General features: G+C 44.0%; 29 protein-coding genes. 11 read left to right on the top strand and 18 right to left on the bottom strand.

The window, feature by feature from the left end:
- Nucleotides 1-116: 116 nt before the first annotated feature.
- The 3 genes from murB to IGJ05_RS12410 all read right to left on the bottom strand — a co-directional run bounded on the left by murB (nt 117) and on the right by IGJ05_RS12410 (nt 1757).
- Complete coding sequence (murB, locus tag IGJ05_RS12420; RefSeq protein ID WP_371875350.1) at nt 117-1001, bottom strand: UDP-N-acetylmuramate dehydrogenase; 885 nt, start codon at nt 999-1001, stop codon at nt 117-119.
- A gap of 276 nt (nt 1002-1277) precedes the next feature.
- A complete protein-coding gene (locus IGJ05_RS12415; protein ID WP_266167207.1) occupies nt 1278-1409 on the bottom strand; it encodes a hypothetical protein in 132 nt (43 codons plus the stop codon).
- A 72-nt stretch (nt 1410-1481) separates the two neighbouring features.
- Nucleotides 1482-1757: an AbrB/MazE/SpoVT family DNA-binding domain-containing protein gene (locus IGJ05_RS12410; protein WP_010749884.1), complete on the bottom strand. Its 276-nt coding sequence runs from the start codon at nt 1755-1757 to the stop codon at nt 1482-1484.
- Nucleotides 1758-1970: 213 nt separating this feature from the next.
- Between IGJ05_RS12410 and IGJ05_RS12405 the strand changes: the two genes are divergently transcribed.
- Nucleotides 1971-2723, top strand: a complete 753-nt coding sequence (locus tag IGJ05_RS12405; protein ID WP_010749885.1) for an exodeoxyribonuclease III — start codon at nt 1971-1973, stop codon at nt 2721-2723.
- Between the two features lie 84 nt (nt 2724-2807).
- Entirely contained in the window at nt 2808-3341 is a 534-nt protein-coding gene (locus IGJ05_RS12400; RefSeq protein WP_086291842.1) for a 3'-5' exonuclease, read from the top strand.
- Between the two features lie 75 nt (nt 3342-3416).
- On the opposite strand, the gene IGJ05_RS12395 is transcribed toward IGJ05_RS12400, so the two are convergent.
- From IGJ05_RS12395 to IGJ05_RS12375, 5 genes are all read right to left on the bottom strand, one after another.
- Nucleotides 3417-3932 (bottom strand): GNAT family N-acetyltransferase, encoded by a 516-nt coding sequence (locus IGJ05_RS12395; RefSeq protein WP_010749887.1) that lies wholly within the window; start codon nt 3930-3932, stop codon nt 3417-3419.
- Between the two features lie 15 nt (nt 3933-3947).
- Nucleotides 3948-4472, bottom strand: coding sequence for a GNAT family N-acetyltransferase (locus IGJ05_RS12390; RefSeq protein WP_010749888.1), 525 nt, complete (start codon nt 4470-4472; stop codon nt 3948-3950).
- The gene (gene tsaE, locus IGJ05_RS12385; protein ID WP_034858989.1) at nt 4465-4938 is read right to left on the bottom strand and encodes a tRNA (adenosine(37)-N6)-threonylcarbamoyltransferase complex ATPase subunit type 1 TsaE; all 474 of its coding nucleotides are present in this window, start codon (nt 4936-4938) and stop codon (nt 4465-4467) included. Before tsaE ends, IGJ05_RS12390 begins: the two co-directional genes overlap by 8 nt.
- A 214-nt stretch (nt 4939-5152) precedes the next feature.
- Nucleotides 5153-6136 (bottom strand): phosphate acetyltransferase, encoded by a 984-nt coding sequence (pta, locus tag IGJ05_RS12380; protein ID WP_005228517.1) that lies wholly within the window; start codon nt 6134-6136, stop codon nt 5153-5155.
- Between the two features lie 141 nt (nt 6137-6277).
- Nucleotides 6278-6967 (bottom strand): uracil-DNA glycosylase, encoded by a 690-nt coding sequence (locus IGJ05_RS12375; RefSeq protein WP_005228516.1) that lies wholly within the window; start codon nt 6965-6967, stop codon nt 6278-6280.
- Between the two features lie 132 nt (nt 6968-7099).
- On the opposite strand from IGJ05_RS12375, the gene IGJ05_RS12370 reads away from it, so the two are divergent.
- Both IGJ05_RS12370 and IGJ05_RS12365 read left to right on the top strand, forming a co-directional pair.
- Nucleotides 7100-7969, top strand: coding sequence for a Cof-type HAD-IIB family hydrolase (locus tag IGJ05_RS12370; RefSeq protein ID WP_010749892.1), 870 nt, complete (start codon nt 7100-7102; stop codon nt 7967-7969).
- A gap of 39 nt (nt 7970-8008) precedes the next feature.
- Nucleotides 8009-8530: an LURP-one-related/scramblase family protein gene (locus tag IGJ05_RS12365; protein WP_266167206.1), complete on the top strand. Its 522-nt coding sequence runs from the start codon at nt 8009-8011 to the stop codon at nt 8528-8530.
- 4 nt (nt 8531-8534) lie between these two features.
- On the opposite strand, the gene IGJ05_RS12360 is transcribed toward IGJ05_RS12365, so the two are convergent.
- Both IGJ05_RS12360 and gloA2 read right to left on the bottom strand, forming a co-directional pair.
- Nucleotides 8535-9101 carry a GNAT family N-acetyltransferase gene (locus IGJ05_RS12360; protein WP_005228513.1) on the bottom strand — a complete coding sequence of 189 codons (567 nt, stop codon included), beginning with the start codon at nt 9099-9101 and terminating at the stop codon, nt 8535-8537.
- Between the two features lie 93 nt (nt 9102-9194).
- Nucleotides 9195-9572: an SMU1112c/YaeR family gloxylase I-like metalloprotein gene (gene gloA2, locus IGJ05_RS12355; RefSeq protein ID WP_266167205.1), complete on the bottom strand. Its 378-nt coding sequence runs from the start codon at nt 9570-9572 to the stop codon at nt 9195-9197.
- 136 nt (nt 9573-9708) lie between these two features.
- Here gloA2 and nrdI point away from each other — a divergent pair, with 136 nt between their 5' ends.
- Together nrdI and IGJ05_RS12345 are read left to right on the top strand one after the other, a co-directional pair.
- The gene (nrdI, locus tag IGJ05_RS12350; RefSeq protein WP_438725258.1) at nt 9709-10158 is read left to right on the top strand and encodes a class Ib ribonucleoside-diphosphate reductase assembly flavoprotein NrdI; all 450 of its coding nucleotides are present in this window, start codon (nt 9709-9711) and stop codon (nt 10156-10158) included.
- Nucleotides 10159-10199: 41 nt separating this feature from the next.
- The gene (locus IGJ05_RS12345; RefSeq protein ID WP_266167203.1) at nt 10200-11849 is read left to right on the top strand and encodes a MutS-related protein; all 1650 of its coding nucleotides are present in this window, start codon (nt 10200-10202) and stop codon (nt 11847-11849) included.
- Between the two features lie 67 nt (nt 11850-11916).
- Here the strand turns inward: IGJ05_RS12345 and IGJ05_RS12340 are convergent, their stop codons facing one another.
- The 5 genes from IGJ05_RS12340 to IGJ05_RS12320 all read right to left on the bottom strand — a co-directional run bounded on the left by IGJ05_RS12340 (nt 11917) and on the right by IGJ05_RS12320 (nt 17754).
- Nucleotides 11917-13737: an LTA synthase family protein gene (locus tag IGJ05_RS12340; protein ID WP_438725257.1), complete on the bottom strand. Its 1821-nt coding sequence runs from the start codon at nt 13735-13737 to the stop codon at nt 11917-11919.
- Nucleotides 13738-13929: 192 nt separating this feature from the next.
- Nucleotides 13930-14754 carry an ammonia-dependent NAD(+) synthetase gene (gene nadE / locus IGJ05_RS12335; RefSeq protein ID WP_010749896.1) on the bottom strand — a complete coding sequence of 275 codons (825 nt, stop codon included), beginning with the start codon at nt 14752-14754 and terminating at the stop codon, nt 13930-13932.
- A gap of 62 nt (nt 14755-14816) precedes the next feature.
- A complete protein-coding gene (locus IGJ05_RS12330) occupies nt 14817-16283 on the bottom strand; it encodes a nicotinate phosphoribosyltransferase (RefSeq protein WP_010749897.1) in 1467 nt (488 codons plus the stop codon).
- A gap of 249 nt (nt 16284-16532) precedes the next feature.
- Nucleotides 16533-16886 (bottom strand): DUF1827 family protein, encoded by a 354-nt coding sequence (locus IGJ05_RS12325; RefSeq protein WP_010749898.1) that lies wholly within the window; start codon nt 16884-16886, stop codon nt 16533-16535.
- A complete protein-coding gene (locus IGJ05_RS12320) occupies nt 16873-17754 on the bottom strand; it encodes an HAD-IIB family hydrolase (protein ID WP_005228505.1) in 882 nt (293 codons plus the stop codon). The genes IGJ05_RS12325 and IGJ05_RS12320 overlap by 14 nt, the downstream gene beginning before the upstream one ends.
- A gap of 114 nt (nt 17755-17868) precedes the next feature.
- Between IGJ05_RS12320 and IGJ05_RS12315 the strand changes: the two genes are divergently transcribed.
- Nucleotides 17869-18642 carry a MerR family transcriptional regulator gene (locus IGJ05_RS12315; protein ID WP_151195151.1) on the top strand — a complete coding sequence of 258 codons (774 nt, stop codon included), beginning with the start codon at nt 17869-17871 and terminating at the stop codon, nt 18640-18642.
- 61 nt (nt 18643-18703) lie between these two features.
- Here the strand turns inward: IGJ05_RS12315 and IGJ05_RS12310 are convergent, their stop codons facing one another.
- Together IGJ05_RS12310 and IGJ05_RS12305 are read right to left on the bottom strand one after the other, a co-directional pair.
- The gene (locus IGJ05_RS12310; protein ID WP_266167201.1) at nt 18704-19621 is read right to left on the bottom strand and encodes a LacI family DNA-binding transcriptional regulator; all 918 of its coding nucleotides are present in this window, start codon (nt 19619-19621) and stop codon (nt 18704-18706) included.
- A gap of 13 nt (nt 19622-19634) precedes the next feature.
- Nucleotides 19635-19898 carry a hypothetical protein gene (locus IGJ05_RS12305; protein WP_005228502.1) on the bottom strand — a complete coding sequence of 88 codons (264 nt, stop codon included), beginning with the start codon at nt 19896-19898 and terminating at the stop codon, nt 19635-19637.
- Nucleotides 19899-20091: 193 nt separating this feature from the next.
- Between IGJ05_RS12305 and IGJ05_RS12300 the strand changes: the two genes are divergently transcribed.
- From IGJ05_RS12300 to IGJ05_RS12290, 3 genes are all read left to right on the top strand, one after another.
- Entirely contained in the window at nt 20092-20340 is a 249-nt protein-coding gene (locus IGJ05_RS12300; protein WP_005234115.1) for a helix-turn-helix domain-containing protein, read from the top strand.
- A 176-nt stretch (nt 20341-20516) separates the two neighbouring features.
- Nucleotides 20517-21452 carry an ABC transporter ATP-binding protein gene (locus tag IGJ05_RS12295; protein ID WP_005228500.1) on the top strand — a complete coding sequence of 312 codons (936 nt, stop codon included), beginning with the start codon at nt 20517-20519 and terminating at the stop codon, nt 21450-21452.
- A complete protein-coding gene (locus tag IGJ05_RS12290) occupies nt 21445-22215 on the top strand; it encodes an ABC transporter permease (RefSeq protein WP_266167200.1) in 771 nt (256 codons plus the stop codon). The genes IGJ05_RS12295 and IGJ05_RS12290 overlap by 8 nt, the downstream gene beginning before the upstream one ends.
- A 53-nt stretch (nt 22216-22268) precedes the next feature.
- On the opposite strand, the gene IGJ05_RS12285 is transcribed toward IGJ05_RS12290, so the two are convergent.
- Nucleotides 22269-24098: a glucose PTS transporter subunit IIA gene (locus IGJ05_RS12285; protein ID WP_266167199.1), complete on the bottom strand. Its 1830-nt coding sequence runs from the start codon at nt 24096-24098 to the stop codon at nt 22269-22271.
- Between the two features lie 290 nt (nt 24099-24388).
- Here IGJ05_RS12285 and IGJ05_RS12280 point away from each other — a divergent pair, with 290 nt between their 5' ends.
- The gene (locus IGJ05_RS12280) at nt 24389-25588 is read left to right on the top strand and encodes an enolase C-terminal domain-like protein (RefSeq protein WP_266167198.1); all 1200 of its coding nucleotides are present in this window, start codon (nt 24389-24391) and stop codon (nt 25586-25588) included.
- Nucleotides 25589-25654 lie beyond the last annotated feature (66 nt).

The raw sequence follows: 25654 nt of genomic DNA, 5'->3' as shown, positions 1-25654 counted from the left end.
CTGCTCACTCCTTTTCGTTTATTGTACCGAAGACTGAGAAAGCTTACAAACCTAAGCTCTTTTTTATCAGCTCTCATAAAAAAAAGACTGCCCCTCAGGACAATCTTTTTGCTATTCTATTCTTCGCCGATGATTCGGACTTCTGTTTCTAAGGTGACATCAAAGGTTTCTTTGATGACTTGTTGGATATGAGCGATCAGTTCAACGTAATCCGTTGCAGTGGCTTGATCGACATTCACGATAAAGCCCGCATGTTTTTCCGAAATTTGGGCTCCGCCCCATTTCAATCCTTGTAAGCCTGCATCTTGGATCAGCTTGCCGGTAAAATGACCGACTGGACGTTTAAAGACACTCCCACAAGAGGGGTATTCTAGCGGTTGCTTCAATTGCCGCAATTCTGTCAGTTCATCCATCCGCTTTTTAATTTGCTCTTGATCGCCTTTTGCTAAATCAAAGCGACTGCTTAAAATGATCATCTTTTGCTCTTGTAATTTGCTATGACGATAAGCAAATTCCATTTCTTCCTTGGTATAAGTCACGATTTGACCATTAGCCAGCAAAACGTCGCAGGACGCAAAGACATCTTGGATTTCGCCATCATAGGCGCCAGCATTCATAAAGACGGCACCGCCGACACTGCCAGGAATCCCGCAGGCAAATTCAAAACCAGTCAACGATTCATGCAAAGCGACATAGGTGGTATCGATCAACTTTGCTCCAGCATCGACGATCAAAGAAGTGCCGTCCACCACGATTTGGTTCATTTCTGATAGCATGATCACCACGCCGCGAATACCACCATCACGGACGATCAAGTTGCTGGCATTTCCTAAGACGATCCAAGGAATCGCTTGTTCTCGGCAATAATCAAGCAGCTGTTTGGCTTCATCTGCTGTTTTGGGAAAAGCCAAAATGTCTGCCGGTCCACCAGTTTTTGTATACGTATAGTTCAATAAGGGTTCATCTTTTAATAAGGCAATTTCAGGGAATTGCGCAATCATCAAGTCTTTATTCACGAGAAGGTTTCCTTTCACAATAAACATCTCACTTATTTTAGCATGTTCAAGGAAAAGTTGCTACCTCTGGTGAATCAAAGAAAAGCTTAATGGTCGAATGACCTGATTAATAAAGAGTAAGCTTCAAAAAAAGTGTTTTGTTATTTCAGATAATCGTTCTTTCATCACGGTAGTGACTTTATCGACTACTTCTAAGTTGCTGCGATGCAAGAAGTCCACACTGCAAATATGCTGACAAAGAATCGTCCCTTGAACTTTACTTTATTGTGTTTCGGTAACTGTTTGAAACGCATTCGATCGAGCAAATTTTTCTTCTACATATTTATTTGAGCTACTGAGTGGCATCACTAAGATGGTATTGAAACTCTTGTTATAATAATCATTACTAACCACTACACACGGTCTTTTTTTGCCATTTCATTTCCTTTGGTGGGATTTAAGTCAATAAAAGAATATCTCCTTGCCTTACCATTCAATGTTCTCCTCACCTAAATCTTTTTCAAAAAACATCTCACCTGTGTCAAATTTTCCCATTTCTTCTATGATCGCTAATTCTTGTTTCCAAAAATCTTCAAAAGAAGGTGCTGCTTTTTCGCCTCTTACCTTGATCTCACCTTCTGGGGTAAATTCAAAAATTACCCAGTGATTCTCTTTTAAGCCTAGTATTTGCCGCACACTTTTTGGAATAGTTATTTGATTTTTCGAAGTCATTTTCGCTGAAACTTGCGCTTTGATCGTCATGAAACTGCCCCCTTTTCAAAATGACTGTATCATAAAATGGAAGTAAACGTAAGGAGCCATCGTTCCTTTTCCGTACTACAAACGAATTTTCTCTAGCATCCAAATTTAATCCTCATTCTTCCTCCTTGTTTTCCTCATTCCGCTCACTTGCTTTGCGCTTCTGGCTTTTTTAGGTAAAATGGGAGGCGTAGTGGAAAACAAGGAGGAGTCTCAATGAAATTTATTTCTTGGAATGTGAATGGTTTACGGGCCATCGTTAAAAAAAATTTTTCTGAAGTGTTTGAAGCCCTCGATGCTGATTTCTTTTGTTTACAAGAAACAAAGCTGCAAGAAGGTCAGATCGAATTGGATTTACCAGGCTATCATCAATACTGGAATTATGCGGAGAAGAAAGGCTATTCTGGCACAGCAATTTTCGCAAAAGAACCTGCACTATCGGTCTGTTATGGATTAGGAATCGAAGAACATGATACGGAAGGTCGCGTCATCACGCTGGAGTATCCTGAATTTTTCTTGATTACTTGCTACACACCGAATTCCCAAAATGAATTGCGCCGCTTGGATTATCGCATGACTTGGGAAGATGCCTTTTTGGCTTACTTGACTGAATTGAAACAACAAAAGCCAGTGATTCTCTGCGGTGATTTGAATGTTGCCCATAAAAATATCGACATCAAAAATTGGAAAACCAATCAAAAAAGTGCTGGGTTTACACCTGAAGAACGGGAAAAGTTTTCGACTCTTTTGGCTGCTGGCTTTACCGATACGTTCCGCTATTTCTATCCAGATGCAGAAGGTATTTATTCTTGGTGGAGCTACCGTTTCAACGCTCGCAAAAACAATGCTGGCTGGCGCATCGATTACTTTGTCGTTTCGGATGACTTAAATGAGCGCTTGCTAGACGCCAAGATCCATACAGATATCATTGGCAGTGACCATTGTCCGGTGGAACTGGATCTCAACTAACCGTAAGAAAACTTCAGTTTTTCTTAACGTTTGTTCGCTTTTCATTCTTTGATTTTGTGCTAGAATGGCAATGAGGTGAGTCTGATGAATTTTATCGCAATGGACTTTGAAACAGCAAATTATCAAAAGCATAGTGCCTGTTCCCTTGCACTAGTCATGGTACAAGATAGCAAAATCGTGGGCGAATATTACACATTGATCCAACCGGAAACGGAATTTTTTTGGAAAAACATTCAAATTCATGGCATCCGGCCAGAAGATGTAAAAGAAGCGCCTAAGTTTCCTGACGTATGGAAACAAATCCAACAATATTATCAACTGAACAGTTTGATCGTTGCGCATAACGCTGGTTTTGATACTGGAGTTTTGGCGGGATGTCTTGATTATTATGGGTTGTCACAACCAAATTATCTTTCCTTATGCACGGTGCGAACGAGCCGCAAGCTGTATCCAGAATTTACGAACCACAAATTAAACACGGTTTGTGAGCAATTACAGATTCCTTTACTAAACCACCATGATGCACTAGAAGATAGTCGGGCATGTGCCCAAATCTTATTGCGTCAAGAAGAAGAATTTGGTATCGATCCATTAAAAAAATTGGTTTTAGTCAAATAAATAAGAACGTGCGTCCTAAAGTCAGCATTGCGCTAGCCTTTAGGACGCACGTTTTCATTTAAGGAAGGATTCATTTTAAGTCAGATCGATCCAATAATGACAGATTATAGCGCCATCTTCAGGATCAATGACTTTTTCTGTCAATTTACCACCGTTGTTTTCAATGACTTTGGCGGAGGCGCGATTGGCTTCTTCACAGGTTACTAACACGTTGTTCAAGCCAAATTGTTTGGCCTTTACCAATGACTGTGCCAACATTGCCGAGCCGATGCCTTGCTTTCGATGGTCTGGGTGCACTGAATACCCGATGTGTCCGCCAATTTGGCGCAAATACGCATTAAGTGTCAGACGCAGATTCAAGAGACCGACCACTTTTTGATCTTGGATAGCCAGATAGGTACGGGCGGGAACGAATCCTTCTGGTACCGTTTCTGCTGTTTTAAAATCCACCAATCCCTCTAGCCAGTCTTTGGCTGTCGGACTTTCTACAAGTCCTGCCCCACCATGGATGACTTCTTGATTCTTCTCGAAGGCTTGCCGATACGCTTCGATTTGATCGCAGTCTGCGATCGTCGGTTCCCGAAACTCCATTTCCTTCACTCCTTTTTATGATTCAAAAAGACGTGCCATCATCAAGACGTCAACTTTTTGCCCCTCGCGGGTTTGCACCGCTTCTTTCATACAGCCTTCTGTTAAAAAACCAAATTTTTGATACAGATGGATCGCCCGTAGATTTCTCGCTTGGACGGTCAACTCGATGCGGGTCAATTCGCCAACTTCTACTACCCAGTCCAGTAATTCTTCAATCAGGAGCGAACCTAAGCCTAAGCCCCAATAGTCTTTTAAAATCGAGATACCGATCTCCCCGACATGGGCTAATTGCCACTCTTCATGGCCTTTGACTGATGCCATGGCGATCAATTGTTCTTGATCAAATGCCAACAACAGCAAATAGTCGTCCCGTTCATAGATAGCGTCCAGTTGTTCTGCCAATAGGGCTTCTGGCAACGCCAAGCCGCTTTCGTCCATCAAGAGAAAATCCGTTTCTTCTCCTAGCTGTTGACTGACTGCTAACACAGCTTTGGCATCAGCACCCGTGGCTTCTTTGATCTGTAATTGGATCTCACTCATGGGCTGCCTGCCATTTTGTTGTGATCCGTTGCAAAAAGGCGGTTGCTTTGGTGCCATATGCATGACATTTCACAAGACGTTTTTGTTCATCTGTATCATCTTTTTCCAAAATCAGTTCTAAATAATCCTCTGGCAGGGAGGCTTCTAAGAGATTGCCCCACTCGATCACACACAAGCCATCCCCTTCGAAATAATCATCCAGTCCTAAATCATCTGCACCGTATTCCACCCGATAGACATCCATATGGTACAGCGGTAGCCGTCCATTGGTATATTCACGAATGATCGTATAGGTCGGACTTTTGATCAGTTGCTCGATCCCTAGCCCCAAGGCGATGCCTTTCGTCAAGGTTGTTTTGCCAGCACCTAAATCGCCCGTCAATACCAGATTATCCCCTGGCTCGGCTGCCTCTCCAATGATTTTTGCAAATGCTGCGGTTGCTTCTAAGTCGTTAATGGTAAACATAGTCCCCATCCTTTGATCAATCTAATTTACTAGTTGCTAGTATAGCTTGTTTTTCAAGGAATTGTAAAGAAGGAGCTTAGGGAAAATTTCCCGACGATCACTGGATCGTTGCTATTGCGCACACTTCCTCCTTTGCTGCCCTCAACTTTCCAAGAGCAAAACAAAAAACTGACCCTCAAGGGATCAGTTTTTCATAAGTGCAGCGATTGGCTGCTTATTTTTCCATTAGTGTTTGTGCCGCAGTAATGATTGATAATTTGTAGACATCTTCTTCATTTGAACCACGAGACAAATCAGAGATTGGTTTGTTCAATCCTTGTAAGATTGGTCCAATCGCTTCAAAGTTACCGAAACGTTGGGCGATCTTGTAACCAATGTTTCCTGATTGTAAATCTGGGAAAACAAAGACGGTTGCTTTACCTGCTACTTCAGATTCAGGAGCTTTCAATTGCGCAACTGCTGAGATATACGCAGCATCGAATTGCAATTCTCCATCGATTTGGTATTCTGGTGCCAATTCTTTGGCGATTTTTGTTGCTTCAACGACTTTATCTACTTCTGGTGCTTTCGCAGACCCTTTCGTTGAGAAGCTTAACATAGCAACTTTTGGATCGATTTCAAATAATTCAGCGGTTTTCGCTGAGTCAACAGCGATTTCTGCCAATTCTTGTGCAGTTGGGTTTACATTGATGGCACAGTCTGAGAACAAGTATTTTTCTTGGTCACGACCACGAACCATTAAGAAAGCACCACTTGTACGGCTCACACCTGGTTTTGTTTTGATGATTTGTAAAGCGGGTCTTACTGTATCACCCGTAGAATGGATCGCTCCTGAAACCATTCCTTCAGTAATGCCCATGTAAGTCAACATTGTTCCGAAATAGTTGACATCTTTTAAGATTTCTTCTGCTTGTTCTTTCGTTGCTTTGCCGTTGCGGCGTTCCACAAAAGCTTCAACCATTTCATCCCAACGATCATAATTTTCAGGATCTAAAATTTCAAAGTTTGATACGTTGATTCCGCGAGCTTCCGCTGCTTTTTCGATTTCAACCGGGTTACCGATCAAAACAGGTTCAATTAATTCTTCTGAACGTAAACGGCTAGCAGCACCTAGGATACGAGGATCTGTTGCTTCAGGAAAAACGATTTTGATATGACGACGCACGATTTTAAATTTTAAACTTTCGAATAATTCCACGGGTAAAGACCTCCAGTTTTTTTATACCCTTCCATTGTACAATAATTGCGAAAAAAAGAACAGATAAAAATCCTGTATTAGTCGATTATTTTAAATATCGTTACCTTTTTCACACATCCGCTCATTCTAAATAACACAGTTTTACAACTGTGTTATTTTTTCTGGCAACGCCCAGGAAATCGGTTCTTCCCCTAACGCCAGCAATGCTTGATTGATCTTAGAAAAAGGCTTCGAACCAAAGAATCCTCGATGCGCTGATAACGGACTTGGATGAGGCGCTGTTATAATAATATGTTTGCTAGTATCTAGCAAAGCGGCTTTCTTTTGGGCGGGTTTGCCCCAAAGCACAAAAATGACCGGTTCTTCTCGTTGATTCAATTTTTCGATGATCGTATCAGTCAGCTGCTCCCAGCCATGCCCGTGATGTGAATAGGCTTGCCCTTCGCGTACTGTCAACACGGTATTCAACAATAAGACCCCTTGTTGCGCCCAAGGTACGAGATAACCGTGGGACACAGGTGGAATCCCTAAGTCATCAGCTAATTCTTTGTAAATATTCCGCAACGAAGGCGGTATTTTGACCCCCGGCTGTACGGAAAACGACAGTCCGTGGGCTTGGTGAGGGCCATGATAAGGATCTTGACCTAAGATGACAACTTTTACGTCATGGTATGGTGTCAGTTTTAAGGCTTCATAAATATGATCCATTGCTGGATGGATCGTTTGCTGGGCATATTCTTGTTTCAAGAAAGTCCGCAGTTGTTGGTAGTACGGCTGCTCAAATGATTCCTGCAATTGTTCTTGCCAATCATTGTCCAATATTCGTTTCATGGCGAATCTCCTTTGTTTTCTTCTAGGATAACAAATCCCTCCCCTTAGAAACAAGAATTACTCTTCGAAAGAAAAAAAATGCGCGATTTATGGTACACTATTTGTAGAAACGATTAAGAAAGGACGCTGACAATGATCAAATTAATTGCTTCTGATATGGATGGTACGCTTTTAAATGCTAGTATGCAGATTTCAGAAGAAAATATCCAAGCAATCAAATATGCCCAATCCAAAGGAATCGAATTTATGGTCGCAACTGGCCGTAACCGCAAAGAGGCTTTGCCGCCGCTGCAAGAAGCCGGGATCGACTGTGCAATGATCACCTTGAATGGTGCCCAAGTCTACGACGAAGCGGGCAATTCATTATTCACTGTGCCGATCAGCCATGAACAAACTCGTTCGTTGATCGACCTACTAAAAGAAAACGACATCTATTTTGAGATCTCCACGAGCAACGGGATCTATTCGGAAAGCCAAACACGTCGGATCGAAAATTTTGCGATCCACACGGCAGAAGCAATGCCCCATTTAACCCATAAGATGGCGATTGCTATGACAGCAGCCCGTTTGGAATTTTTACCGATCAATTATGTCGATGATTTCAGTGAGTTGTTTTCGATCGAAGAATTAGAATTTTTGAAAGTGATCTGCTTCCATCAAGATGGTGCGCGGGTATTGGGTCCTATCACGAAAATCATCGATGGGTACGGCGATCTAGTGGTGACTTCTTCTGGACAAAACAATATTGAGATCAACCACCGAAACGCGCAAAAAGGAATCGCAGTGGCGCATGTCGCTAAGGATCGGATGATCTCACTGGAGGAAGTGATGACGATCGGTGACAACTTAAATGACGTAAGTATGCTGCAACTGGCAGGCGTTAGTTTTGCAATGGGAAATGGCGAGTTAGAGGTAAAAGAAGCCGCGAAGTATTTGACGGACACCAATATTGAGTCTGGTGTCGGCAAAGCGATCGTTCGGGCAATTGATGAAAATCTTTAAATCACGCAGCTTTTTGGGGATACATGAGGAGGCGTAAGTATGTCAGAATTTTTCATCCAAGACAGACAACTTAGCAGAGTCACACGCACCATTGTCAAAGATAAAACAGGCAAATCACTGTTTTTAATGGTGGGCCGTTGGGGAACTAAGGGCGATGCTCTTTCCCTTTACCGCTTGAATGGGCAAATGGTTGCTAGTATCAAACAAATCAGTTTTACTTTTGGTACGCGCTTTGAGATCTACAAAGACTTTGAGAAAGTCGGTACACTGCAGAAAATCTTTAACTGGCCGGGTGATTTCTACTATATCCAGCAGCTTCACTGGGCGGTCCACGGCGATATCTACAATCATCGCTATGGGATCCATCATTTCAATAAAAAGATCATGGAAATGGATAAGGCGACCTTATTGACGGGGGATTATTATGTACTGGATGTCGTTGATGATCGGGATGCACCGGTCTGCATCTGTATCGCTGCCGTCATGGATTACTGGCTGTACAATCGGCACCGCAAGAAAGACCATCCTCTTGAGCTTCGACTAACAAATGGAACCAGCTGAAAAATCAGCTGGTTCTTTTTTGCATATGGTCGTATAGGTGGCCACTGATCTCTCTTTGGGCCACGACTTCAAAGCCATGCTTTTCATAGAGCCGCTTCGCATGGGGATTTGCTCGGTCAACACTCAAGCCGATCACCTCATAGCCATCTCTAGAAGCAATTTTCGGCAACGCTTCTAATAAGGCTGAGCCGACACCTTTGCCGCGAAATTTCTCAGCCACACAGATGGTATCTAAGTACCATTCATTTGGTAAGGTTTCTTCATCGATAAACAGCTTCATGTCTTTACTCAAACCGTACTGTTCCAGCACTTTATCTAGAGGCTGATCGATCGTCGCCTCTTCTTTGTCTGGGTATCCAAAGGCGACCCCAGCAACCTCCCCGTCGATCTCATTGACCAACGCACGGCGAAAGCCGTAACGATAGTCGGGTTCTAGCATGGCATCTGCCAAGATCTCTAAGGTCTTTGCTTCACCGATCTCTTTGACAAACGGCAATTCCATATCCTTTAAAATGACTAAAACGAGTTCAGCCATGACAAAGCGATCTTCTTTTTTTGCAAATCTTATCACGTTTTCTCCTCCTTACTTCTATACATAGAATAACAATTCTCTCAAGAAAAACCAAGTTGAATCGACAAAGGATCCACACAAAGTTTTCCTTATTTATTCATGCAATTCCAACGGCAAGCCGTCTGGATCTTGGAAAAAGGTCATTTTCTTATTCGTAAAGTTATCGAAACGAATCGGTTCACACGCAATTCCTTTGGCGGCTAACTTTGCCACGACTGCTTCAATATTTTCCACCGCAAATGCCAAATGCCGCAAGCCAGCTGCTTCGGGGAAACTTGGTCTTGCTGGTGGGTTTTCCACCACAAACAGTTCTATTTCTGATTCCCCAAAGCGCAGGTCGATTTTTACATCTTTCTTTTCTGGGCGCGCATGTTCACGAATCACTTCAAAGCCTAATTTCTCTACATAAAATTCTTTGGTCTGCTGGTAATCACTGGCGATGATCGCCACATGATGCATTTTTGAAAACATTATTGCCACTCCTTTGTATTGGACTCCTCTCTCAGTTTAAAGCCTTTGGCTGCATTTTACTAGAAAAGACTGCCGAAGTTCTCCTCTTTTCATAAATGGTTTCTGTTATACTAGAAAGCGGAAGGTGATGAAAAAAATGAAACTACTTTATATTTCAATCTCTGGAAATACCCGTGCATTCGTCAACCGCTTGTTGGCCTATGCGGATCAGCAAGACACTCCGAGTACTTGGGAAGCCAAAGAAATTCATGACAATAGTTTCTTTGAACAAGAAGACGAACCTTATGTGGTTTTTGTCCCTACCTATTTAGAAGGTGGAAATGGCGTCGATAACGGCAATCAGGAGATTCTCACAGAAACCATGCGGGAATACATTGACTATGAAAACAACGCAGCTCTTTGCTTAGGCGTGATCGGCAGTGGCAACAAAAACTTCAATTATCAATATTGCTTGACCGCAAAGCAATATGCGGAGCAATTTTCGATCCCGTTCTTAGCGGATTTCGAGCTGCGAGGCACGACCCAAGATATTGAACGGATCTATGCTTGTTTGAAAGAAATCGATCCTGCCCACAGCAACACTTAACTTTAGCCAGCATTCATTAGCCATTAGGAGGACTTTTGCATATGGAACCACAAACGATGGTCATTTTGATCATACTCGCCAGCACTCTCATCTTGACCGCATTAGATATCTGGAATCGATACAAAGTACGCCGTTACGTTCGGCTTGCTTGGGGAAAGCTTCCCCGTCAGCCCCGCTTTGATAAAGAAGCGAGTTTGAAAAAGGCTTGGCTGACTGAGAAGAAGTTTCACGATTTTGATAGCGAGGTCGATGACATCACTTGGTATGACTTGGATGGCTTTTCGTTGTTTGAGTCCATTAATCTGACGTTTTCCAGTGTTGGTTCAGAAGCATTGTACCAGCAATTACGCAATTTTCGCTTCAAGACGGACAAACAGCTGACCAAATTGATCGACTTTTTTGCTGCTGACAGTGCCGCACGCGAACAATCCCAATATACGTTTGCTCGTTTAGGAAAACAAGATGATAATTTCTCAAAAGCCTACTTGGCCAATGAAGCTGCGCAATCGATCGGCTCTCTGCCGTTCTTTGTCTTTTTAGGTGTGCTGCCGTTAGTCGGCATCTTGCTGCTCCTGCTGGGGTTTGTCCAAGGCATCCTGTTGACGTTGGTCAGTGTCGTTTTCAATACGATCTATTACTCCATCAAAAAAGCCAAGCTGGAAACAGAACTGAACAGCATGCGCTATTTGGTTCAAACGATTGCCTGTGGCAGTCAGATCGCTAAAATCAACACGCCCCTCCAAGATGAGATCAAACAATCCTTGGCACCATTAAAAAAGATCACTCGTTTCGCCTTTTCGTTTCGTGCCAAAAACGGCAGCGAAGGAGACATGTTGTTTGAATACATCAATATCATTTTTATGCTGCCGTTTATTTTCTATCAAACGGTCACTACTACCCTGGCAAAGCACCAACAAGCAGCCATCGATCTGTGGAATTTGCTGGGAAAATTGGAAGTCGCAGCCGCCATTTTAAATTTTCGCACGTATATGCCCATCACTTGCCTACCGACCTTCCAAACAAGCGGAGGTGTACAAGCAACGGGTACGTATCACCCGCTTCTAAGTGAAGCAGTCATGAATGATGTTGCTTGGACCCACAATACCCTCGTGACTGGCTCCAATGCCTCGGGCAAATCGACGTATGTCAAAAGCATCGCCATCAATTGCGTCTTGGCACAAACGATCCAGACAGCAGTTGCCGAAACCTTTACGATGGTTCCCGGTCACGTCATTACCTCGATGGCTGTCGAAGATGATTTATTTGAAGGCGACAGCTATTTCGTAGCAGAGATCAAATCCATCAAACGCCTGCTAGACACCGTTGCCACGAACCAGCGCTGCTATTGTTTTGTTGATGAGATTTTAAAAGGAACCAATACGGTGGAACGGATCGCTGCTTCTGCCAGCATCATCCATTGGCTGCGAGCCTACCCATCATTGGCATTTGTCGCCACTCATGATATTGAGCTGACTGAAATATTGAAAAATGACTGCTGCAACATCCATTTTTCTGAACAAGTCACGGAAGATGACGGCATCTCCTTTGATTACAAGGTCAAATCCGGTCCTGCCTTGAGCCGCAATGCAATCGCCCTCTTAAAAGTCATGGGCTACCCTGAAACGATCGTTCAAGACGCCTATGCCGCCGCCAATGATTTTGATCAAAACCGTAAATGGCAGGATTTATAACTTCATACAAACAAAAGCGCCTTATCCTGTGACTAACACTGGGATAAGGTGCTATTTTACATTTCAGTTAGTCAAACAAACCAGTAGCTAAACTGTATTGCTCTCCTTGTAACACATCGTATTGGATCAAATTGTAGGCATCATAGATTTCTTGGGCCTCTTGGTCCAATGCAAGGGTCGTTTGCCATTGCCCGCCTTGATAATATTGACCCATTTCAAAAGCTGGCAGCTCATCTTGCAAGGCCAATAACAACTGGTAAAACCCGCTCGTTGGTTGGTCACTGGCTTCTAATAGGTTCGGCGCAAAGTAAAAGGGACTTGTTACTGGTACATCTTCTGGTGCAAAATTCCCTTGCGAATCGACCATCAAAAACTCCGTTTCATGCAGGGCAGCCGTTTCATTTTGCTCCTTGATCTCATCGGCATAAATGCCTGGTAAATGATCCCCCCAAAAGACGACCAGCGTTCGCCGATCCAGCTGTTCTAATTCAGCTACAAAGTTTTTCAATGCTGTACTGCTGTAGGAGATATCCTGCAGGTAGTTTTCCAAAGAAGCCATATTGCCCGGACCGCTTGCTTGGTAATTCAAGGTATCGTATTTACCAGCATACGGCATATGGGTCTGCATCGTCACTAAATGGACAAATTGCGGTTGCTGATCGTTTTCCAACAATGCCAGCACTTCTTTGTAGGCCGCCTCATCAGAAATATAAGGATTATTTTCGATTTTGTCGGTATAGGTCATCGTCTCTTGATCGATAAACTGTTCAAACCCCATCACGCCATAGACATCCTTGCGTTTGTACATCGATGTATCGTAAGGATGGATCGACGTTTCCGTATACCCGGACTGTTCCAAGAAAGAAACCAAGGATGGCAGTTGCGTCAATTTCGGCACCAGCATCGTGTAAGGCGTTGTCATCTGTGGATTCAATAGGCCCATGGCAAAACCAGTCAACGCTTCAAACTCGATGTTTGCCGTACCGCCTCCATAATTTTGCGAAAGCATTTTTCCACTGATGGTTTGATCGGCGACGTGGTAATAGTCTTTCAACGGATCGCCGGTGATCGACAAGCCATTTAAATGGCTCGGGTCGGAAAAGCTCTCGCTCATCACATAGACGATATTTGGTGCTTCACTTTCACGGTCTTGATTTTTCTCCGCAGCCTGTGCATTGTAGGTGTCCGCAATCGCTTGGATCGCTTCTTTTGAATACCCCTCAGGCTTCGTCATGGCATCTACCCGCAGGTTGTACAAAAACCCACCGATAAATCCCGTATTGTAGTAGTTCATTTTTTGTGAATACGGAATCCAGAGCGCCGTCTGATTGTAGGCTTTGCGTAAAAGGTTGTTGCTGTCATTGAAGTGAGAAACATAGACTAAGCCCAGCGAGCATACGACCAGCACCGCTCCTCGCATCACTTGCAAACGCAGGTTTAATTTGCGGCTGCGATAGATACTCCAGCCGATCGCTCCGATCGCCGCCAGAGCGAAGAGGATGGCTAAGAAAAAGGCGCCATTGCCGATCATGGTTCGAAGAAGGTCGAATTGAGTGACCATCTTTAAATCATCGGGATAGATTGGTTCTTGGCGATAGACCATCTTCGTGTGGTTGGCATACCCTAAAATTCCGATGACAACACTATAAAAGATGCCCCCGATCAGTACCGAACCTGCCAAGCTGGCAAACACCCCATACACCAGCAGTAGCACCCCACAAGCCAAGAAAAACTTTGCTGTATGCCACGAAAAGGCAAATTTCAGAGCTAATTCAACGGAAAGATTGTTTTGACACCATTGCAAATATAAATTACTGAAAATGATCAACAGGACGATGGCGATGCCTTTTAATGCGATCTTCAGATAAGGATGGCTATTTATTTTCACGAAGGAACATTCCTCCTTTTCTACACATTCTAGGTACCCTCGTATTTTATGCTTTTGAGGCAAGAAAGTAAAGCCGAGGTAAGAAGCTTTTGTTATTTTTAAAGAAAGCAAGCCTCATAAAAAAAGAGTCTAAGGTTTCTTGCCCCCTAGACTCTTCTTTCTATCCGAATGGAACTCAATCACTGGTTTCGTTTATTTCCAAAAATCATCAAAAATCGTGACTGGCAAGTGGCGTTTGTGTTGCGTTTTGTTCCACCAGTTTTCAATGGTTTGTTGGGCTTCAGCCGAAATTTCCTTGCCTTCTAAATAGTCATCGATGTCGTTGTAGGTCACTCCTAAAGCTGCTTCATCTGCCACTAAAGGTTTGCCATCTTCCAAGTCCGCAGTTGGGACTTTTGTATACAACGCTTCTGGCGCGCCTAAGTATTGCAAGAGTTGACGGCCTTGGCGTTTATTCAAACGAAATAGTGGTAAAATATCGGCTCCGCCATCCCCATACTTCGTAAAGAAGCCGGTGATGTTTTCCGCAGCATGATCTGTTCCCAGAACAGCCCCTGCTTTTTCACCCGCAATGGCATATTGCGTGATCATCCGTTGACGGGCTTTGATATTGCCTTTGTTAAAGTCGGAAACCGCTAACCCTGCTTCTTCCACCGCTTGTACTTGCGCATCGACGGCGGCTTTGATGTTTACCCGCAGCTCAATGTCTGGTTGGATAAACGCTAGCGCTTTTTTGGCATCTTCTTCGTCTGCTTGTTCCCCATAAGGTAAGCGTACCCCTATGAACTGATAGTTGGGATTCCCAGTTTCGCTGCGCATTTCCTCCATCGTCAATTGCGCAAGCCGTCCAGCTAACGTCGAATCTTGTCCACCACTGATCCCCAAGACAAACGTATGCAAGAACGGATTCTTTTGCAGATACGCCTTTAAAAAATCAATACTCTTACGAACTTCTTCTTTCGGGTCGATGGTCGGTAAGACTCCTAATTCTTTGATAATTTCTTGTTGCATGGTCATAGAAACGCCTCCTCTTATTTTTTGAAGCAGCTGACTGATCCTAGGACCAGCGCAGTTGCGGATTACAAAATCGCGCCATTGGTTTGTTTGCGTACTTTTTCAATCGTGCGCATTTTATGATCCCAGCATTCTTGCGAAAGATCGACTGGGTATTTCTGTGGATTCAAGTCACGTTTGTACTCGTCCCAAAGGGAATCCAAGCAATTCGTCGCATAGGCTTTGATGTGTTCTAAGTCAGGCACTTGATACACTTGCTGGCCATCCACAAAGATGTCTTGCAATAATGGTCGCGCATCAAAGTTCGTCACTGTTTTGTTGATAAAGGTATGAACAGGATGGAACATGAACAGTTCGTCTGCTGCTTGTGGATTTTCTTCCCATAGCGTGACATAATCGCCTTCTGACTTGCCGTCAGATTTACGGGTGATCCGCCAAACTTGTTTTTTCCCAGGGGTCGAAACCTTTTCAGCATTGCTGGATAATTTGATGGTGTCGATCATTTCACCCTGCTCATTTTCGATGGCCACCAGTTTATAAACCGCGCCTAATGCCGGTTGATCGTAAGCGGTGATCAGCTTGGTGCCAACACCCCACACATCGATTTTCGCCTTTTGCATTTTCAAGCTTAGAATCGTATTTTCGTCTAGATCATTGGAAGCATAGACTTTGGCTTCCGTGAATCCCGCTTCATCCAGCTGTTCACGGACTTTTTTCGAGATATACGCCATATCGCCGCTGTCGATCCGCACACCTAAGAAATTGATCTTATCCCCCATCTCTTTGGCCACACGAATCGCATTTGGCACACCTAAGCGCAATGTATCATAGGTATCGACTAAGAATACGCAATCTTTGTGGGTTTGGGCATACGCCATAAATGCATCATAGTCATTGCCGTAGGATTGCACGAGGGAATGGGCGTGGGTTCCGCTGGCTGGGATGCCAAAAATCTTCCCTGCCCGCACATTACTCGTCGCATCTGCTCCACCAATATAAGCCGCTCGGGTCCCCCAAATGGCTGCATCCAATTCTTGTGCCCGCCGTGAACCAAATTCCAACAAGGGATCCGTGCCGATCACGGATTTGATGCGGGCCGCTTTCGTGGCGATCAGTGTTTGGAAATTGACCATATTCAGTAACGCCGTTTCGATCAACTGTGCTTGTGCCAACGGCCCTTCTACTTGAATGATCGGTTCATTGTTGAAGACTAAATCGCCTTCTAACGCAGAACGAACGGTACAAGCAAACTTGAACTCCTTTAGATACTCTAAAAAGGCTTCTGGATAGCCGCCGATTTCTCGCAAGTAGGCAATATCCGTTTCTGAAAAGGATAAATCGTTCAAATAGTCGATCAATCGTTCCAGACCGGCAAAGATCGCATAGCCGTTTTCAAAAGGCATGTCACGGAAATAGCATTCAAACACCGCATTACGATCGGCTCTGCCTAACTCCCAATAGGTTTGCATCATGTTGATTTGGTAGAGATCGGTGTGCAGCGTCAAGCTGTCATCTTTAAATAATTTCTGCATGTTCTTACTCCCTCTAGCTTACTTCTTCTCATTATAGCAAAAAAAACACAAAAGACAGAAAATCTTGTTTTTTTCAAAAAAAAGTTGGGTTTTTGCTAGTACAAGGCAATCCACCTGAGAACAAATTGCTCAAAAGCATGGGTCAGCCTCCTACTTATTGGCGCATCATTCCTGCGCGCGTGTAAGGTCGCCCCTTTGTTCAACGTTTGATTGCTCTTGCAACGTGCATGTCCCAACTTCTTTCAACTACTATTCTTTCACAGGCAATTGAACAAGAATGACATCTTTCCTCGGTTTAGAAAAGGTGATGCCTCTTGCTTCCATTTCTTTACGAATATTAACATTGACGGTCACGTCTTTGCGATCGACCTTCAGCAAACGATGAATCGCTGTGTCGACTTCTTCCCGACTGATTTTCTTTTTATTATTGATCAATACTAAAGAAATCGTATCAAAACTATCCACATAGAGAATCTGCGTCCGATCAAGCGAGTACAATTTATAGTATTTGATCGCTATTTTGTCGAATAGATACTTGGAGATGTTCGGGTAAAAAGTTTCCATATTTAGATTTTGGTTTACTGGGGTTTCAATCAACTTCATGCACAACATCCTCTCTCGAAACTAATTCTGTTAAAATAAAGCGGCCAACACCGCCGTCTTCCGCGCGCTCAATGGTTCGATCACAAACTGCTTTGATCGCTGGGCTGGCATTTGCTACAGCCAAAGAAACATCCACCGCTTCAAACATCGCAAGGTCATTTTCACCATCACCGATCCCGTAGCTTTTGGCAGCGGGAAAAGCTTCTAAAAAGGAACGGATCGCGGCACCTTTGGTCGCCAATGGATCAACGATCTCCAGTGTTTGGACAAAGGATTGAAAAATCGCAGCCGTTTCTGATTGGATCATCTCCCGCAGCCGTTCTCTTTTTTCGTCTGACGCTTCCATCAGTTCGATTTTGATGACCTTTATCTCTGGATGTTCCTTCATAAACTGCAGCACGTCGTCTTTATGAAGACATTCGTTGTAAAAGAACTCATATTTGTAGTCAGCGATGATTTGTCCTCGCTCCCCTAACTCCGCGAGTAACTGCTTGCGGCTTTCTTGAAACTGCGCTTCATACAAATGCGCTTGTGGGGAAATGATGCCATGGTCAGTATGTAAGAAATAAAAAACCTCTTCTGTTTCTAAGATACCAATCACTTGCGCCAATGTTTTATAGGGCAAAGTATGCGTCAAAACAGGCGCTTCTCCTTTTACCATCAGACCAGCGCCGTTTCCAAAAATCACATCGCAGGAAAGGCCTTCTTCCGCCATCATATCTTGAACAAGCTCAAATCCTCGCCCTGTGACAAACACAAAGTGATCCCCTTGGTCTTGCAAACAACGGATGGCTTCTTTATTGATCTCATGAATCGGGTGCCCCATTTCTTGGAACGTCCCATCAATATCAGAAAAAACTATTTGCATCTTATCTTCCTTTCTTTGTTATAATTATAGCACATTTTAAAAAACGCAAAAAAATTTTCTTGACTTTGTCGTTACGTCAACCTTTAGGATACAGGTGTAAGGAGGGAAAAGCCGATGGAATATACGATCAGTGCCTTAGCTAAACTGTCAGGAGTCAGCAGCCGTACCCTGCGGTATTATGATCAGATCAAGTTGTTACAACCGCAACGCACCAACTCAGCTGGTTACCGTATCTACGGGAGACAGGAAGTCGATCGCCTACAGCAGATTTTATATTTTAAGTCTTTTGGGCTGTCATTAGAAACGATCCGCGGAATCTTGGATGAGCCACAAGAATCGATCCAAACGGTCTTGTTGCAGCATTACCAACAGCTTTTACAAGAGCGAGCAGCCCTGGACAGTCTTTTGACCACCTTAGCGCAAACAATTGATTATTATGAAGGAGAAAAGACGATGACCGATCAAGAGAAATTCAGTTATTTTAAGGAACAAAAAATTCGTGAAAACGAAGCGAACTACGGTGCCGAATTACGAGAAGCCTACGGTGAGGAAATCATCGAACAAAGCAACCAAAAGTGGCAGCAGATGACCCAAGTCGATTATCAAGCACTGACCGACAACGAAAACCGCTTATTGCAGCTGATAAAAGAGCTATTGAATGAAAAGGAAGGGAAACGAATCCCTTCTGACAAAGCCGAAAAGGCTTTTGCTGCGCATCAAGCATGGCTTAAACAAGCAGCGCCCTTTTACTCAGCAGAATATCACCGATCTTTAGGGGAAATGTACGTTCAAGACGAGCGTTTTACCGCCTATTACGATCAAAAAGCAGGCGTCGGCAGCGCGCAGCTGTTGAAACAGATCATTGACCATTACACCAAATCCCATTAAAAAAACGATGCGCAAGCACTGCCCGCTCAGGGGCACTGTTTGCGCATCGTTTCGTCTGTAGCTATCGTTTGATGAACTCATAAGGCATGCGATAGTTGCCGCTTTTTTCCATTACCGCCAATTGGACGGCAGTCTCCCCGCAAGCTTGCAAGTGATGATCGATCGTTGAAAGCTGCAGCAGCTCGCTGATGTATAGATTGTCCCGTCCAATCACGAGCCATTCTCCCGGCGCCTGCGACTGGATCCCAGCAGCAACATGATCCCCATTGGTGAAAATCGCTTCGACCCCTTTATCTGCAAAATAAGCAGCCGCTTCTTTGCCATCTTCTTCCGTCAAACAATCCCAAAAAATCAAGTCTTCGGAAAAGGTCGAAAAATAGTCGTGAGCCAAACGGACCGTGATTTTTGAATTGCTGCTGAGCTTGCGGCTACGTCCCAATGTCACGCCGATTTTCTGGATGCCTTTTTCCTTAAAATACGTGAAGACCTCCTTGATCGATTCCTCTCGATCGATATAGGTGCAGCCGTCAGTCAAATACGAGATATTTTCACAAAAGACGATGCGTCCGTAAGAACGATAAGGCAATAAGGTTTCGATCGGATTCGCCCGCGAAGTAATGATCAAAGCATCAAAACTTTTCGCCGCAAATTCTTGCAAATACGCTTCCTCTACTTGCGGATCATAGCTCGTGGCTAAAAGCGTCACCTTATAGCCACGAGCAAACGCTGCTGTCGTGATGCCGCTCAATAATCGATCAAAATAGGGATGATTGACAAACGGCAGGATCACACCGATATTTTTGGTTTTGCCGACACTTAATGCCCGCGCCGTGTAATTCGGAATATAGTTGACCTCTTCCATGACAGCCAGGATCTTACGACGCTTTTCTTCACTGACATAAGGATTGTTATTAATGACTCGTGAAACCGTTGAGACCGAATAGCCGGTCAAGCGTGCAATATCCCGAATGTTTGCCATGACTCACTGCTCCTTAAACGAATAATTGTTCTTTCATATAGTCTATCACACTTAGCCCACATGTATAAAATTCATAGTAATCGTTGTGATGGATAAATCCGATGCGCTGAGACCCGAAGTGTTCATCACACGTCAAGTGACTGATCTCATCCACAGGAATTTCTACTAACCGTTCTTGAAAGAACCCTTTTGGCTTCGTCAATACCAGTTGTTGTCCATCAAATGCCAACGTCACATAACAACATTCTGCACCATTTTTCTTCATGTATGTATTCATGTTTCCATCCCGCCTTCCTTTTTATAAATCAAGCATACTGTATGAAACGCGTCTCAGAGCAAGTCATTTGTTTCACTTTTTGACAAAAACTGATCGCCCTTCATGTGAATCACTTCGCATATTTTGCTTTTGTTGGTACAATAAAAAGAGAACAGTGCGAAAAAAAGCGCTATTTTTTAAGGAGGACCGCAAAGTGACATTAGAAGAAGCTTTTTTATTAGACACCTTGCGTTGCCGCTTCAAATTTTTAAGAGAAGAACGCGGATTGAGCCCAAAAGAAGTATGCCAGCATCTCGATGTGTCTTACCCCGATTACACCTTATACGAAGCAGGCGATCGCTTACCCGATGTATTGACGCTGCTACATGCAGCTTCCCTCTATAATGTTTCTGTCGATTACTTATTAGGTCAGACAGAACGACCAGAACGGTATTTATGCTAACAATCGACTTTATCGAAAAAACGATCAAATGGTCGTTTTTTCTTTTGCCTCTTTCCCACTTTTCATCGATTAGCAACAATTGTTATCTAATCAAATGAAAAAAATCAAATCATGCGGTTCTTCTTGAAAAAAAATGATAGAATAAACCATCATACATAGAAGGAGTTCAAACAAACATGACCTATGCACTAGAACTAACCGATTTACGCAAAGTCTATGCTACCGGCGTTGAAGCGTTGCGGGGCATAAATTTGACGGTGGAAGAAGGCGACTTTTATGCCTTGTTAGGCCCAAACGGCGCTGGAAAGTCCACCACCATCGGCATTATCACCTCTCTTGTCAATAAATCTTCGGGAAGCGTCAAAGTCTTCGGCTACGATTTAGACAAAGAATTGGTCCAAGTCAAACAACAGATTGGTCTGGTTCCCCAAGAATTCAATTTCAATCCCTTTGAAACGGTCCAGCAGATCGTTGTCAATCAAGCTGGGTATTATGGTGTCCCTCGCAACGAAGCCATCAAGCGCAGCGAAAAATACTTGAAGCAGTCGAATTTGTGGGAAAAACGCAATGTTCGTGCGCGGATGCTGTCGGGCGGGATGAAACGCCGTTTGATGATTGCTCGTGCCCTGATGCATGAACCACGGCTATTGATTTTGGATGAACCGACGGCAGGTGTCGATATCGAATTACGGCGAGAAATGTGGAGCTTTTTGCGGGAATTGAACCAAAAGGGCACAACGATCATTTTGACGACCCATTATTTAGAAGAGGCGGAAATGCTTTGCCGCAACATCGGGATCATCCAATCTGGTGAACTGATCGAAAACACCAGCATGAAGTCCTTATTGGCAAAACTGCAATTTGAAACCTTTCTTTTTGATATCGCACCGATCAAACAAGCACCAACGATCACTGGGTATCCGATCCAAATGGAAGATGAACAGACCATCGCTGTTGAAGTCGCTCGAGATCAAGGCGTCAACGATCTTTTTGCTCAATTCAGCCAGCAAGGGATCAATGTCCTCTCCATGCGCAACAAATCCAATCGCTTGGAAGAACTATTTTTGAAAATCACCGAAGAATCACACGAAGCGGAGGAAAACCATGTTTAGTCTTTATTTTACAGCCTTAAAAAGTTTAGCGGTCAAAGAGACCAACCGCTATTTACGGATTTGGGTGCAGACCCTCGTCCCACCCGTCATCACTACTTCCTTATACTTTATTATCTTTGGGAAAATGATCGGCAGCCGTATCGGCGAAATGGGCGGCTTTTCTTATATGGAATTTATCGTTCCTGGGCTGATCATGATGTCGACGATCACCAGTTCATACTCCAATGTGTCTTCTTCCTTCTTTTCACAGAAGTTTCAAAAAAACATTGAGGAACTCTTAGTGGCGCCGGTCCCTACCCACGTCATCATTTGGGGCTTTGTCTTTGGCGGACTTGGACGTAGTATCTTGGTGGGCACATTGGTGACCATCATTTCCCTTTTCTTCGTCCCATTACATGTTTATTCTTGGGTCATCGTTGTCCTAACCCTTGTCATGACCGCCATCTTATTTTCATTAGCAGGGTTGCTAAATGGGATCTTCGCCCAATCCTTTGACGATGTTTCCATCGTGCCAACCTTTGTTTTACAACCATTGACCTATCTTGGAGGCGTCTTTTACTCCATCAGCATGCTGCCGCCAATTTGGCAAACGATCTCCAAAGTCAACCCGATCGTGTATATGATCTCTGGTTTCCGTTACGGCTTTTTGGGCACCATCGATGTCCCGATTTTCCTATCCATCGGTATTTTAGTCTTGTTCATTGTCGTCTTATACAGCGTATGCTGGTACTTGATCCAAAAAGGCCACGGGCTGCGTAGTTAATTGCAAAGAAAAAAAGATGAACTTCGTTAACGAAGCTCATCTTTTTTCTTTTATTAGGCATTCAAAACGACTTTTTCCAGTAATGCACCGGCTTGGTGTCTGCCTTCTAAATCAGTACTTCCAGAAAATTGCTGCACGCGATCCATGTTGGTGATCAAAACGATCACCATGGTTTCTTTGCCTTGCTGTTTGATAAACGGCAGATCCATTTGTGCCAGTTTGGTTTGCGGAGTGACTTGCTCCCCAGCTTTGACAAAGACTTCAAAGCCTTGACCGCCAAGGGAAACTGTATCGATCCCCATATGCACAAGAACTTCAACGCCGTTTTGGGTCTTGATCCCGACGGCATGTTTTGAAGGGAACACAGTGGTGACTTCGCCATTGACTGGTGCAAAGATTTGGCCATCTTGTGACTCGATGGCATAGCCTTCTCCCATCATTTTCGTTGAAAAAACTTCATCTGGTACATCTTCTAATGGGACGTATTCACCATGGGTCACGGCATGCAGATCCACTTCGTTGGTGTAACGATCGCCTTCTGCTGCTTGATTTGGTACCAAGAACCAGCTCATGGCAAAGGATAAGCCGATCGCCAAGATGATCCCCAAAACGGCGTAGATAAAGTATTCCCCGATATAGGCTGGCAAACTAAAGATACTTGAAAGAATGTACCCATAAATACGAACACCGAAGAAACTGATGAAGGCAGAAGCTACAGAACTACCAACTGTTGCTGCGATAAAGGCTTTTTTATACTTCGACAAAATCCCGAATAACGCAGGTTCTGTGATCCCTAACAAGCCTGAAACCGCCGACGATAGAATGATCGATTTTTCTTCTTTGGTTTTAACTTTGAAATAAATAGCTGCTGTTGCGCCGGTGATTGCCATATTTGCCATAAACATCATTGGCATCAGCATATCATATCCTTGATTGGCAAAGTTTTGCAAAGCGATCGGGGTCATGGCATGATGCAGTCCCGTGAAGATTGCGATTGGTCGAATCGCCCCTACCACGATTCCTGCTAAGACAGGCGAGATAGTGAATAATCCAGCCACGCCAGCAGCCAATAAGTTTCCTAGATGGATACTGATTGGGCCAATGACCGTTAATGTCAAGATACCAGCGACAAACAACGAAATCGTCGGTGTAAACACAGTACGCAGCACTTGTGGTAAGAGTTTATCGACCCAACGGTAAATATAGCTGAGCGCCAGCACGGCAAAGATAATCGGAATCACTGTCCCTGCATAGTTAAAGACGGGTACTGGCAATACGCCGAACAAACGAAAGGCGGAAATGCTCCCTTCGGCTACCGCATTGGTCATCGTTGGAAATTGCAGCGTTGCCGCGATTGCGATCGCTAAATATTGATTGGTTTTAAAAATCCGAGCGGCAGAAGCAGCAACAAAAAATGGCAAGAATGTGAATACGCCGCTCGCAATCATGTCGATCACTAAATAGGTATCTGTTTGATTAGAGATGACATTCAATGCCACCAATCCAGCCATCAATCCTTTGATCATTCCTGCGCCAGCGATAGCTGGAACGATCGGACCAAAAACGCCAGAAACGGTATCCATAAATAAGGAAACGGCTCCTTTTTTCTCTGATGTTTCCCCTTGGTTCGCTTCATCAAGTCCTAATTCTTTGGCTAAAGGTGCATAATAATCAGCAACATCCGTTCCTATCACTACTTGCAGCTGATTGCTTTGATATTTTGTTCCTACGACTTTGGGTGTTTTTTCTAACGCCGCATAGTCGACTTTTTTCTCATCCTTTAAATCAAAACGCAAGCGAGTCATACAGTGCCATGCATTGTTGATATTGTCTGATCCGCCAACATCTTTAATGATCTGTTTTACGATGTCTTCTTTGGTCATCTTTTTTTCCCCCTGTTGTTTGCTAACGGTCCTGATCCTTTTGACGGGCGCCCTTTCAGGTGTTTCCGTTTTCACACACATAGTAGCATGCTCACACAGACTTGTAAAACCAGTCCTTTTTTGATAAAACCAGAATAAAAACGCTATATATCAACGTTTTATTATAAAATAGGCAAAAATTGGACTGGTTTTATGGTGTATATCCAGTTTTTATTAGACCAAATTGACAGCGGTTGCCAAGCATGTTTCAATGGCTATAGCAACTAGAGACAAAAATTGGAGTGAATGAAATGACACCAACGATCATCACCGACGTCAAAGCCTTTGCGATCAAACCTGATCGTCATAACCTTGTTGTCGTTAAAGTAGAAACGAACAAAGGCGTATCTGGGTTAGGTTGTGCAACCTTCCAGTTTCGCCCACTAGCCGTAAAAACCGTCGTTGACGAGTATTTACGCCCCCTCTTACTTGGCCGCGATGCCAATCAAATCGAAGATCTTTGGCAAGTGATGAATGTCAATTCTTACTGGCGGAATGGTCCGATCACCAACAATGCCATCTCAGGAGTCGACATGGCTTTATGGGACATCAAGGGACAATTAGCCGATATGCCATTGTATCAACTGTTAGGTGGAAAAGCGCGTACGGCGATTCCCGCCTATACCCATGCCGTGGCAGATAATCTCGAAGACCTTTATCAAGAAATCGATCGCTTCTTGGCTGAGGGCTATCGCTATATCCGTTGCCAATTAGGCTTTTATGGTGGAAATCCTAGCCAACTGCAAACACCCGATCAGCCCATCGCTGGTTCCTATTTTGATCAAACAGACTACATGGACACAACACTGAAAATGTTTGCTGCGATCCAAGAACGATACGGCAATCAATTTCAAATGCTGCATGACGTGCATGAACGGTTGCATCCAAACCAAGCGATTCAATTTGCAAAAGCCGCTGAGCCTTTCAATCTCTTTTTCCTAGAAGATATTTTGCCGCCGGATCAAAACAAGTGGTTGCAGCAACTCCGCAGCCAGTCGGCGACCCCGATCGCGACCGGCGAATTGTTCAATAATCCGATGGAATGGCAAGAGCTAGTCAAAAATCAACAGATTGACTTTATGCGTGCCCATGTCTCACAAATCGGTGGGATCACGCCAGCATTGAAATTGGCTCACTTCTGCGATGCAATGGGCATTCGGATCGCTTGGCATACGCCGTCTGATATCAGCCCTGTCGGCTTAGCCGTCAACACCCATCTAAATATCCATCTCCACAATGCCGCGATCCAAGAAACGATTGCGATCCCAGCAAATACCCAGTCGGTCTTTGGTGGTAGTCCACAACCTGAAAACGGCTATTTTTATCCCATCGAGAAAAGTGGGATCGGAATCACGTTCGATGAAGCAGTAGCTTCGGAATTTCCCGTGGTTTACCGTCCTCATGAATGGACCCAGAGCCGTACACCAGACGGCACTTTGATCACTCCTTAAACACAACAAAAGACATCCCCTGTCCAATCGACAGGGGATGTCTTTGTTCTCTCTGGGTAAAGACGA

It is taken from the genome of Enterococcus sp. AZ167 (assembly GCF_051714025.1).
In the GTDB taxonomy this organism is placed as follows: Bacteria; Bacillota; Bacilli; order Lactobacillales; family Enterococcaceae; genus Enterococcus_D; species Enterococcus_D casseliflavus.
This window is presented reverse-complemented; position numbering and strand designations above follow the sequence as displayed.